Source organism: Sphingobacterium thalpophilum (genome assembly GCF_038396785.1).
Classification (GTDB): Bacteria; Bacteroidota; Bacteroidia; order Sphingobacteriales; family Sphingobacteriaceae; genus Sphingobacterium; species Sphingobacterium thalpophilum_A.
Genome location: NZ_CP151087.1, coordinates 2675631 through 2687721, shown reverse-complemented (window position 1 = coordinate 2687721; position 12091 = coordinate 2675631). Strand labels below are relative to the sequence as shown.

12 protein-coding genes are annotated in these 12091 nt (G+C 38.9%); 2 read left to right on the top strand and 10 right to left on the bottom strand.

What is annotated here, in order from left to right; all coding sequences use genetic code 11:
- Positions 1-86 precede the first annotated feature (86 nt).
- The 10 genes from AACH28_RS11945 to AACH28_RS11900 form a co-directional block, all read right to left on the bottom strand.
- Positions 87-620 (bottom strand): plastocyanin/azurin family copper-binding protein, encoded by a 534-nt coding sequence (locus tag AACH28_RS11945; RefSeq protein ID WP_070562060.1) that lies wholly within the window; start codon positions 618-620, stop codon positions 87-89.
- Positions 621-796: 176 nt separating this feature from the next.
- A complete protein-coding gene (locus tag AACH28_RS11940; RefSeq protein ID WP_341833035.1) occupies positions 797-2398 on the bottom strand; it encodes a response regulator in 1602 nt (533 codons plus the stop codon).
- A gap of 22 nt (positions 2399-2420) precedes the next feature.
- Positions 2421-2981 (bottom strand): chemotaxis protein CheB, encoded by a 561-nt coding sequence (locus AACH28_RS11935; protein WP_341833034.1) that lies wholly within the window; start codon positions 2979-2981, stop codon positions 2421-2423.
- Between the two features lie 6 nt (positions 2982-2987).
- A complete protein-coding gene (locus AACH28_RS11930) occupies positions 2988-3827 on the bottom strand; it encodes a protein-glutamate O-methyltransferase CheR (protein ID WP_341833033.1) in 840 nt (279 codons plus the stop codon).
- Positions 3815-7246, bottom strand: a complete 3432-nt coding sequence (locus AACH28_RS11925; protein ID WP_341833032.1) for a response regulator — start codon at positions 7244-7246, stop codon at positions 3815-3817. The genes AACH28_RS11930 and AACH28_RS11925 overlap by 13 nt, the downstream gene beginning before the upstream one ends.
- A gap of 458 nt (positions 7247-7704) precedes the next feature.
- A complete protein-coding gene (locus tag AACH28_RS11920) occupies positions 7705-8688 on the bottom strand; it encodes a transposase (protein ID WP_341833031.1) in 984 nt (327 codons plus the stop codon).
- Positions 8681-8881 carry a hypothetical protein gene (locus AACH28_RS11915; protein ID WP_341833030.1) on the bottom strand — a complete coding sequence of 67 codons (201 nt, stop codon included), beginning with the start codon at positions 8879-8881 and terminating at the stop codon, positions 8681-8683. The genes AACH28_RS11920 and AACH28_RS11915 overlap by 8 nt, the downstream gene beginning before the upstream one ends.
- A gap of 27 nt (positions 8882-8908) precedes the next feature.
- Positions 8909-9757 (bottom strand): transposase, encoded by an 849-nt coding sequence (locus AACH28_RS11910; protein WP_341831486.1) that lies wholly within the window; start codon positions 9755-9757, stop codon positions 8909-8911.
- A 115-nt stretch (positions 9758-9872) separates the two neighbouring features.
- Positions 9873-10238, bottom strand: a complete 366-nt coding sequence (locus AACH28_RS11905; protein ID WP_149525777.1) for a transposase — start codon at positions 10236-10238, stop codon at positions 9873-9875.
- 30 nt (positions 10239-10268) lie between these two features.
- Complete coding sequence (locus tag AACH28_RS11900; protein ID WP_341833029.1) at positions 10269-10463, bottom strand: hypothetical protein; 195 nt, start codon at positions 10461-10463, stop codon at positions 10269-10271.
- A 527-nt stretch (positions 10464-10990) separates the two neighbouring features.
- Here AACH28_RS11900 and AACH28_RS11895 point away from each other — a divergent pair.
- Together AACH28_RS11895 and AACH28_RS11890 are read left to right on the top strand one after the other, a co-directional pair.
- Positions 10991-11509, top strand: a complete 519-nt coding sequence (locus AACH28_RS11895; RefSeq protein ID WP_286896804.1) for an HAD family hydrolase — start codon at positions 10991-10993, stop codon at positions 11507-11509.
- Positions 11510-11511: 2 nt separating this feature from the next.
- Positions 11512-12090, top strand: a complete 579-nt coding sequence (locus tag AACH28_RS11890; RefSeq protein ID WP_341833028.1) for a Maf family protein — start codon at positions 11512-11514, stop codon at positions 12088-12090.
- Position 12091 lies beyond the last annotated feature (1 nt).

Here is a 12091-nt window from a genome sequence, read left to right as displayed (position 1 = left end):
CTCGGGGAACAATGAATCGGTGCTAGTGGGGATATAAAATCGTAAAAAGGATATTCATATTTTGAATATCCTTTTTTACTTATTAGTTATTCTGCAACAATTTTTCCTTGCATGACACCATAGTGACCAGGAAAGCTACAAATAAACGTATAAACTCCTTTTTCAAGTGTAAAAGTGATTTTATCAGTTTCTCCAGGTCCCAATAATTTGGTGTGCGAAACAATTGAAGATAAAGCTGATTTTGGAATATATTCGTCTGCAGCAGCTGCAGCAGCCTCAGCACCGAAAGTTGGAAGGTCAACACCTGGTTTTAGGATAACGACGTTATGTCCCATGGACTCTTTCGGCATAGTACCTGCATTTTTGAAAGATAATTCTACTGGCTCACCCGCTTTTACCCGGAAAAGATCCTTATTATATTTCATTTGATCGTTACCTTCTAAAGATAAGCTGTTGGAAATAGCTACGTTTTCAATACCAGGCACTGTTTCTGTTGCTTGGCTTTCGGTTGAAGTTGTCGCTTCTGTACCAGTTGATTTTTCAGACTTGTCACTGTTTCCACCACAAGATGCAATTGATAAAGCAACTGCAACTGCTGGTATCATAAAAAGTTTTTTCATTTGAATGATTGTTTGTTTATCTTTTATTTATTGTAGGCATTTCCGCAGCCTCTAGCGGTTTAGTGATGAAGTTATGACGAACTTGATTCCTTTCTGGATGTGCGTTCATGAGAAATAACATCAAAACATATTGTTTATGTTCTAAAATTAATGATTTCATTGATAAATTGAAACTATCATTTCAATTTTGACAATAAAGTATCAATTGTTTTATATAATTTGATAGGATCGAATGGCTTTCCGACAACTTCATTGGCTCCAGCATCGAGCGCTTCCTGTTGTTCGGCTTGAAGCACAGAGGCTGAAATGGAAATAATCGGCATGTTTGCGATTATCGGATTCGTGTTTCGACGTATTTCCTTGATTGCTTCAAAACCACTCATGAGTGGCATATGGGCGTCCATAAACACCAGATCAATTTTTTTCTTATTGATTTCTTCTAACGCAATGAGGCCATTGGTTGCCAAAGTGATTTCGCAATTCCAGCTTTTGAGGATATTCGCGAGCATAAAGCTGTTTAATTCATTGTCCTCAGCAATGAGAACCATCGGGAAGTTGAACTTGGGCAATTCCGTATAGAGTATCTGCGTTTCTTTTTCCACGGGTTTATCTTTGATTTTGTCGAAAGTACATTCAAAGGAAAATATACTTCCCTTACCATATTCACTCGATGCAAAAACCCGACCGTTGAGCAGCGCAGCAATACGTTTTACAATTGCGAGGCCCAATCCAGTACCGCCAAATTTTTTGGTTATACTATCTTCTCCTTGTTCAAACGCAATAAATATTTTTTCCAGGGCATCTTCTACGATGCCGATTCCTGTGTCTATCACCTGAAATCGTAAACAGATGCTATGGTTATCTTCTGTTAGGAGCTGAATTTTTAATACAACAGAACCTTCCGAGGTGAATTTGAAACTATTGGAGATAAAGTTGGTCAATATTTGTTTCAACCGTAGTGGATCTGTCAGAAAATAACTTGTGATCCGATCGTCCACATCAATGGAAAAATTCAGCCCTTTGTAGATGGCTTTATCAATAAAGAGGTTGTTTAGATCATCGGTAATATCGTGCACTGATGTTGACTCCATGTTAAGTTTCATCATACCTGAGTCGACTTTCGATAGGTCCAATATATCGTTGATAATAGTGAGCAGATTTTGGGAGGCAGAATCCAGCTTGTTAATCCAGTTTTCTTGTTCTAGCGTCAGTTGAGAATTTTTTAGCATCTGTGTAATGCCCATAATACCATTAATTGGCGTACGGATCTCATGGCTCATATTGGCTAAAAAGGTTTCCTTGGATTTTCGAGCAAGATCGGCCTCTTCTTTCGCTTTGAGAATAGCCTGCTTGGACTCTTCTAAGGCAATGTTTTTCTCTTTAATTTCCTGCTGTATCAGTAATTGCTGAACAAAAGATTTTACTTTCGCGATGGTTGCTTCAGGGTTAAGCGGTTTATATAGATAATCCACAGCCCCGCTATTAAGTCCTTGAATGAGGTATTTGTCTTCTTTTGAAATCGCTGTTACCATAATGGGGATGATATGGTTTGTTTTCGGATTCTTCTTTAGGAAGGAAACAAATTCAAAACCATTGATTTCTGGCATCTGCACGTCAACGAGCGCCAAATCAATATCCTCTTTCCAGCAGATTTTTAAAGCATCGTTAGGATCTGTGCTCGTCACTATATTTATATTTTCGATATCCTCCAGCAGTGCTGTAAGACTGATAATATTTTCAATTTTATCATCGACAATCAATATATTTATCTTCTTCATTATAGCAAATCTAAATACAATTTTAAGTCAATTGCTTGATGTAATCTTTTATTTCTTGAATGCTCAAAATGCCTTCCTGTGCATCGAGTTGAATAGCTGCTTCGGGCATGATGGGAACTTCAGCCGTGGCAGGGTCTTGTACAAAAGTCGTCCCGCCGTATCGTTTTATCATTAATAATCCCTGTGCACCATCCTGATTCGCTCCAGAGAATAGGATAGCTGTACAATTTTCTTTATATATTTCGGCCACGGATTCGAAAGTCACATCAATTGATGGTCTTGAGTATTGAACAGGTTCCGAGATATCCAAAGAAAAGCTATAATCTGGTTCAACTAAAAGGTGATAGCCAGCAGGGGCAAAATAAATAGTCCCATCTTCTATCGCTTCCTTATCATCTGCAGTTTTTATTTTTTGAACAAGCGCTTTGGAAAGCGTGTCCTCAATACTAGAAGCATATTTAGGGTTTCTGTGTACAATGACAATAACGGGTATGCGGATTGGTCGTTCCAATGACTTTAATATATTTAGAATGACGCTAAACCCACCGGCAGACCCCGCTAACAAAAGAATTTTTCTTTCCATCACCTACTACCCAATTTTTTGGTAAATATTCTGTTTTTTGTTTACGATCTTAAATTTAGCAGCGTCTTTATAGTTGATTAAAGATTCTTTCGCTCCCAAACATAAGAAGCCCAGATGGCATAGTGAATGATAGAATAAATCCAGGACTTTATTTTGCAGTTCAGTATCAAAATAGATCAATACATTACGGCAGGTAATCAGTTGAAATTCATTAAAAACGCCATCGGACACCAAGCTATGCATAGAGAAAAGGACATTTTTTTTCAGACTATTATTAATGGTAGCGGCGTTGTACATCGCTGTATAATAATCCGACAATGAGTTTTTTGGCTCTGTTTTAATAAAATTTTCCGAGTACTCTTTAACTTTTGCAAGAGAATAGATACCGCGTTTTGCCTTTTCTAACACTTTGCCGTTAATGTCGGTACCATAGATAAACGCCCGTTGGTAAAGATTTGCTTCTTCTAATAAGATGGCTAGCGAATAGACTTCTTCGCCAGTCGAACAACCTGCACTCCAGAGTTTGATATGTGGATAAGTTGCGAGATAGGGAAATACATCCGTTTTTACAGCTTTATAAAAATCGGGATCCCTAAACATTTCAGTCACATTGACTGTTATTTCCTGTAGGAAATAGATGCTGAATCCGGGCTGATTGATCAAATTGGACTTTAGCTCCTGTAGATTGAGCTTGTTAAGTTCCATTATTCTAGTCACACGTCTTTTTAAAGAAGCTCTTGTATAGCCGGACACATCATATCCGTGGAGATTTTTGACTATATCAATAACTTCTTCTAACTCTTCAAAATTGATCATTGCTACTATTTTATCAGTTAACTCAGCCATACGCGCATTAGGGATATTAATTTGTCAACATCAACCGGTTTACTAATATAATCGTTTGCACCAACAGCAATTGTTTTTTCCCGATCACCTTTCATGGCTTTCGCTGTCACAGCAATAATTGGAAGGTTTGCAAATTTCTTGTTTGCCCTTATTTTTTCAATAGCTTCATAACCATCCATCACGGGCATCATGATATCCATTAAGACAAGGTCAATCTGTTCATTTCGTTCAAGAATATCTAATGCTTCCTGACCATTGTTGGCAATTTCAATGTTCATATCATAGCTTTCAAACGCCGTGCTAAGGGCAAATATATTTCGCATATCGTCATCTGCTAGTAGTACTGTTTTGGAAGCTAAATTGTTTTCAGCAATGACAGAAGCTCCGGCGTGATTGAACATATTGTATTCGCGCTTATTGCTGCGGATTTTATTTAAGAATAAATTAACTTCATCGATCAGGCGATTATTTGATTTCGCTGACTTAAGGACCATCGCTTGGCTGTGATGCAAAATTTCGGAAGTCTGCTCTGTCGTGAGTTCCATTGCTGTATTGACGATAATAGGTAAATCCCTAAATTGATCGTTCGATTTGATTTCATTCAGGAGTTCAATGCCCGATTTGTCAGGAAGGTTTAGGTCCATAATGATGCAGTCAAACAATTTCTCTTGATCTAATAAATCGAGCGCCTGTCTCGCATTGAAGGCCTGAAATATCTGAATGTGCTGTTCTTCCAAAGATTGTTTGATAAAATCGCTTTGGATTTCCTGATCTTCCACCAGCAGAATTTTTTTCAGTGGATGACTAGTCGATGCTTTTATTTTTAAGAATGTTTCAGCCAAAGATTCTTCTGACACAGGTTTAGCCATAAACCCGATGGCTCCGGCAGAAATAGGTTCATCATGTAAAAATGTTCCTGCCGACATCATGTGTACGGGAATCTCCTTGGTGCTGTCAATTTTTTTGAGGTTACGAAGAACTTCCCAACCATCCATTTTAGGCAACATAATATCTAAGATAATTGCGGCAGGTCGTAAATTTTGTGCTTTTTGTAACCCATCTTGCCCATCATAGCTGATGTATACATCGTAGCCATTTTGTTCGGCGTAGTCTTTTAGAATATCTGCAAAAATAAAATCATCCTCAATAATCAGAAGTTTATTGTGTTTTCCATCGTTGTCGATCGACTTCGTTTTTTCGACTATAGGATTTTCCTTCGGAATTTGCGTTAGTGGATTATTTTCTTTTTCGATCGATGTTACTTTCGGGACTGAAATTTGAATCTCCTGTTCTAGCGGGATACTGAAGGTGAAAATACTACCTTCACCAACCTTACTGGATAAGGTTATTTTCCCTTTTAATAAGCTAGCAATTTCGCGGCATATCGATAAGCCTAAACCAGTGCCACCATATTTACGACTCGTTGAGCCATCTTCTTGTTTAAAAGCATCGAAGATTAGCTCTTGTTTTTCAGGAGCAATGCCAATACCGCTATCTTTAACCGTAAAAAGAAGATTTTCAGCTTCAGCTTCTATCGCTAAAGAGACTTCGCCCTTTTCACCTGTAAACTTGAACGCATTGGATAATAAATTCTTGAGGACTTGTTGTATACGATGTTCATCACCGATGAATTCCTGCGGTGCATTTACATTGACATCGAGTCGGAAGTCAATATTTTTCGACGCTGCGGTATCATTGAAAAAATCTTTAATATAATTGACAAGGTAGTTTGTGTTGATACGTTCTTTTTGGACTTCAACTTTACCGGATTCAATTTTTGCCAGATCCAACAATTCGTTAATTAAATGAAGGAGATCTGAGCCGGCACTATGAATGACAGAAGCATATTTTATTTGATCCTCACTGAGGTTTTTCTTTTTGTTATCCTGAAGTAATTTGGCAAGAATGAGAATACTATTAAGTGGAGTCCGCAGTTCATGGCTCATATTGGCCATAAATTCAGATTTATATTTGCTGGACAGCTCTACTTCCTCTATTTTTTGGGCTATGGCCTGGCGGGCTTTTTCTAGATCTTCATTTTGGGCAAAGAGCAATTTGGCCTTCTCGTCCAGCTCGTTATTGGTTTGGATAAGTTCTTCCTGCTGTACTCGAAGCTCTTCCTCAGAAGCCTCCAACAAATGTGTCTTATGGATTAACTCTTCATTGGTTGTTCTCAATTCTTCCTGTTGCGTCTCTAATTCCTCGGTTTGTTGTTGAAGTTCCTCATAAAGATCGGCTAGCTTTCCATGAGTTTGGGCTACTTTGATGATAACGGCAATGTTATCTTTTGCTTTATCCAAGAAGTTAAATCGCAGTTGCTCATCCTTCTCATTGATAGTGGGGCAACAAATTTCCATGACACCGACACAATGGCTTTCATAAGAGAAGGGAACAATATAAATCTCAGCGTCTAAGTGATCGGATAACGAGGTTTCTAAGATAAGATGCTTGTGGTCAATATCTTTTATTTTAACGACTTCATGTTTGTTTGCAACTTCACCCAAAATGCCATCGTTTTCTTTAAACGTTCGTTTGATATACTGTGTGGACGAAATGCCAATTTTGTGGCAAAGCTGATACTCCTGATAGTTATCATCGAAAATATAAATAGTCCCACCTAATGCTTTTGTCGTGGAAGCAATAGCATGTAAGCTTATTTCGGCAATTTTCTTGTCTGTATAATCACCGCGTAACTGTTCGTCGATGCCATTAATCGCATTCAAAATCCAGTTATCACTGTTGGTCTGGTCTTGCAATAGTTGGAGGCGGATATTGGATTCTTGTTGACTTTTCACTGTAGACCTCAGAAATCTAGAGATCGAGGAAATTTTAGCGAGAATATAGAAGAACCCACTTAAGCCAATGGCGATAAATAAGTAAGTAATGTACTGGGCGAGTTGCAGTTCATTTCTTGATTTTTCTAAGAGTCTCGCCCGTTGATCCAATAAGTCTCTCGACATGAGATCGATCTGATTTAATATCGAGGCTTTTCGTTCGTGAATATTATGGGATATGGATTGAGTTTCCTTTGTGTGATCGATATCCTGCTCAAAGTCGTAAAATGCAACGATATCTTTGCGGATGTTTTCAGTGCTGTTTGGCTGAACATGATAGAAATCATCTTTCAGACTTAAAGATCGCAACAGTTCGTCCATTTTTTTTAATTCCATTTTATAAGGAATAAATAGTGAAGCGTCTTTCTTATTCAGGTAATCCAGTTTGATGTCATTTACCTCGTCTACACTTGATTTAATTTCATTAATGATATTGAATCTATTTTCGGCAACACGAACAATACTTCGCTCGTTATTTAAGTTATGATGCAGCGATATGAAAAAATATAGGGCTGAAAGGAAGATAAGCGAAAAAGAAATTATCACTCCTATGGTAATTTGCTTTCTATAATTTTTTCGATCCATGTTAGAATGAGTTTATCGTTTACTTTTCTGTAGGTATTGTATTTCGATCGTACCTGGGGAAAAAGATATATGTAAAATAACAAAAAAACTTGCTATTCCTAAAATAATCAAAAGTCAGGATAGAAACAAACCTATAAACAGTCAAGGGGCATCCCAAAATAATCGATTGCCGCGCAATAGCGATTTTTTGTTACGTAAGCGTAGCTCATACCATTTTTTGTCTTTTAATTCTGAGTTGCGGCAAGTAGGGATCAAGTAGTGATCAAATTAGGCATTTTAACAGTGTTTGTTCAGTGCTCGTTCAGTAATTGTTCAGTGCTTGTTCAGTGATCACTCAGTATAAACTGAATAAGCAGTGACTGATCACTGTCTAAAAATTGATTGAAAATTGTTTTTAGCTATATGTTGGTAGGGAGATGGTTCGGGATCATACCGAAAGTTTGGGGGAGGAGAAGTTTTTAAGCATACAATTTCATTACTCTATATAGGAAGAATGTGGTGTCCCTTACGCCGCGAAAGACACTCCTGAACGCTTTGAGCTTTGCATTGAAAGATTCTGCTGAAGCATTGGTGCTTCTATTGTCGAAGTAGTGTAGAATGTATTGATGATGCGCTGCAATGGATCTTGCCACGCTCTCAAATGAAGCGATGCCCGCATTTTCAACCTGATTATGCCACAGTCCCAGTTTGGTAAATGCTATCTTTTTGTCCTGGCATTTATTGAATATGTCACCCAGGGCAATTCCAAGGTCATAAGCGAGCTTTAGCCTGGGAAACCGCATGAACAACAATTCAGCTCGGTGTTTCTGGTTTTCGGACCATCGGCTTGGGTGCTTGAACAAGAGGTGTCTGGATCTAGCCAGTAGCTGTTTGAGCGTGTCTCCATTAGGCAACAACTCGGGTTCATATGGGATTCCTCCCTTTCGCGATTCCATTATCTTCTTGCTTTCCGCATCCAATACTTCCCAACGATACTTAATACGAAGTTCCTGCACTGCATCGTAAGCTAACTTTTGAACATGGAACCGGTCGACCACACGCCTGGCATTCCTGAAACATCTACGGATTGCCTTGGCCATGTTCGGCGCCATATCCATAGTTACCTCCTTTACCTTATTCATTGAACGTAAAGGTATTAACTCAAGAACAGTGATGATATCTTCGGCCTTGGTGCCCTTGATAGTCGCTAGGATCGTCCCTTTACCTCCTTTTGCCGATTTACTGCTAACAATGGTATATAATTCACCGTTGCTAAAACTGGTCTCATCGATGCTCAAGCGTTCAGAGATGTTCCCCGGGAAAAGAGTCCATCGCTGTGCATGTGGCTTTTGGCCCCAGTCATGGAAGTCACTGAGATGGTTCTTGTATTGATCCTGAAGTTGCTTGCCGTCCATCTGGAAGAATAACCCTACCAATTGGGCACTTACAGGATAGTTATCCAAATATCTTCTTTAAAAAAAGCCCGAATTCAGTCGTCATTCGAGTACCCTCACGCACCAGGTTCCAATCTCTTGTGATAATCTCTCCCGTATCTAACACTGTCCAGCGGCGGCGGCGGATATGTAGAGTAACTTTCTGACCTCTAATGGGAAAGTCTGAAATCTCTGTGGAAGGCATAAAGCCCTTTGACTCCAACTTGGGATCAGTTTCAAAACCTGTGGACTACGCAAATAATTTGGTCAATCTGAACAGGAAGAAATTGATGTCACCTACACCTCTAAACTGACTTCTGAAAGCTTTTATCTTTGCATTGAAAGATTCTGCTGAAGCATTTGTACTCTTGTTGTCGAAGTAGTTCAATATTTTTTTGTGATGGATATTTATGGTTCTGGAGACGGTGTTGAATGACTTGAAGCCGGCCTGTTCCACTTTATCCGCCCATTTTGCCAACCTTGTAAAGGCGTAGATCTTATCTATGGTGGTGTTGAATATCCAAGAGAGTTCTTGGGATAGCCTGTACGCCTTTTCAATATCGGGATATCGCTCAAAGAGTACAGCAGCCCTTTCTCTTTGCTCGTAAGTCCATTTATGTTCACTTTTATAAAGCAGGTATCGGCTTCTTGCAAGTAACTGTTTGATGGTTTCACTGTTGGATAGGACTTCCGGAAAATAGGTTTCCTTATTCTTTCGTGCTTGGTCAATTGCTTGATTTTCATCGTCAATGGCCTGCCAGCGGTGCTTTATCCTTATTTCCTGAAGCGCTTCGTTAGCAAGTTGCTGAACATGGAAACGGTCTATTACCTGAACAGCATTGGGAAAGCATCTTTTGGCTATCAATCCCATATTACCGGCTAAATCAAGCGTTATCTCTTGAACTTTATTTCGTAATCTCTGTGGGATCTTTTGAAGGATCGGGATAATGTTCTCTGATTTTGTCCCGTTCAGTATGGCTACAATGGTCCCTTTTTTGCCCCGTGCTTCTTTATTGGTGACAACGGTATAGAGCTCGCCATGGGATAGGCAGGTCTCGTCAATAGAAAGATGGCCGCTGACATTCTGTGGGAAGGTCAATCCATCTCGCGCATTTTCGCGATGCTCCCAATCCTGGAAACCGCTCAGTTTATTGCGGTAGTATCTCCTTAGTTTACTGGCTGATATCCCATAGAATGAACTGATGGTCTGAATGCTATGAGCCTGGTTGTCCGCTGATACCTTTTAAAAAAGCTGCGAAATCCTGTGTGATGCGCGTCCCTTTGGCTACTAGTTCCCAATTTCTGTAGACTACTTTATCGGTATCCTGGTTGAGCCACCTGCGGCGCTTGACATGAAGATAGACCTGCATGCCACGGATAGGAAAATCTTGAAGGGTAACGGGTTCGAAAAACCCCTTGGAAATCAACTTCTGGCCTTGATATTCTTCAGGTGTATTATTGAGTTCCTCCAGAAAGATATCCAGTCTTTTTTCTTCTTTGGAATAGTGGGTCATCTCAAAATAATCGGAAACTCCTTCGGGAATAATTAAGGGCATTAACGCGTTAAAAGATTCGTGCATCTGTATAAATATCAAAGCACAAATATCTAATTATTTTTTATCCCCTCCACAACTTTTGTACATGATCCCCAACTTGCTGTTCTCATAGCCCGTTGGAGCAATATTAAGCTCATCTAAATAAATGTGGAGCTGATTGTCAACCTGATCGACTTCTAAAATCTGAAAGTATTCCAATAGCCCTTCGGGCATCAATAGGGAAAGTAATTTACGTTCGGCGTCTTGCAAGGGATATCTGTATTAAACAAACTAAACTAGGAAATTTTTTGTATTCCCCCAAGAATTCTGCTTGATCCATGGTTCGGTCAAGTCTATTAAATAGAAGAAGAAAAAATGCTTATAAAAACAAAACCCTGATGATGGGCACCAGGGTTCGTTACTAACCAATTATAAACCTAAATTATGAAAAGACTCTTTAAGGGCTTCTAAACTAAATTAGTTGCCGTGTTGTGCCATGAAAACTAAAAATGATTGTTTTTTTTAATCTTATGCAAGCTTCAAGTAAATAACTCTTCTGATTGCTTGCTGTTAGTGTTTCATAGCGAGATAACCTTTAATTATCTTCTACAAAGATACGGTAAATATACAGTAGCATCCAAATATTTTTGAGAATAAGTTGCTAATACAACTATGTTGTGACACACAAATGATATTTTGGCTTAACTGAATAATTATCTGACAGCCCGGTCAATTAGATCAGTATCGCTACGCGAATTATTACTCGAAATGCCTTACTTTTACAAAAATAAATTTTTATGGTATTGACCGAATTTAAAGCGATAAGAGCATTTGTATTGGATGTAGATGGTGTATTGACTGATGGTACTGTACAAGTTAATGAAGAAGGGCATCAATTACGTACATTTAATATAAAAGATGGCTATGCTATGCAGTTGGCGATCAAGAAAGGCTATCCTATTTTTATCATCACAGGTGGAGGTTCGAAGGGTGTAGAGCAGCGGATGAAAGGATTGGGAATCAAAGAAGTATATTCAAAAGTTACTGACAAGCTGTCTAAAATGAAAGAACTTGCTTATGATTACAAGCTTGAATTAAATCAGTTGATGTACATCGGTGACGATATCCCCGATTTTAGCTGCATGAAGTCTGTTGGCGTAGCTGTTTCTCCGGCAGATGCAGTAGAAGAGATCAAGAAAATTTCGCATTATGTGTCTGGTTTTTGTGGCGGAAAGGGAGTTGTGCGTGAATTGATCGAAAAGGTCATGAAAGTACAGGGCAATTGGTATGAGGATGAAACAGTAAAAAGTATATAAGGATGTTGAAAAATCTAAAAAATAGAACAATTATATTAGGGTCTCAATCTCCACGGAGAAAACAGCTGTTAGCAGGGCTTGGGCTGACATTTGAAGTCGACGTTCGGGAAACGGCAGAATACGTGGATCCGAATTTATCCGCTGCAGAGGTCGTTCGCCAAATCGCTATTCGTAAAGCGGAGGCATTTGGGGATAAAGACGATTGTTTGGTTATCTGTGCCGATACTATTGTCGTATCGGATAAGGGCGAAATTTTAGGTAAACCCAAAGATGAACAGGAAGCCCGAGCAACGCTAACAAACTTGTCTGGTAAGAAACATTTGGTGTTGACTGCTGTAGCGATCTCATGGGAGGGTAAGATTAGTACTTTCGTCGAAACGACAACTGTTTATTTTTACGAATTAGATGCGGATGAAATCGATCATTATGTTACTAAATTTTCACCATTAGATAAAGCGGGTTCTTATGGAATACAGGAATGGATCGGCTTAATCGCTGTAAAAAAAATAGAGGGAGAATATAATAATGTGGTCGGATTGCCAACGGCAAAGCTTTATCAAGAATTGAAAAAGTTAATGTAAA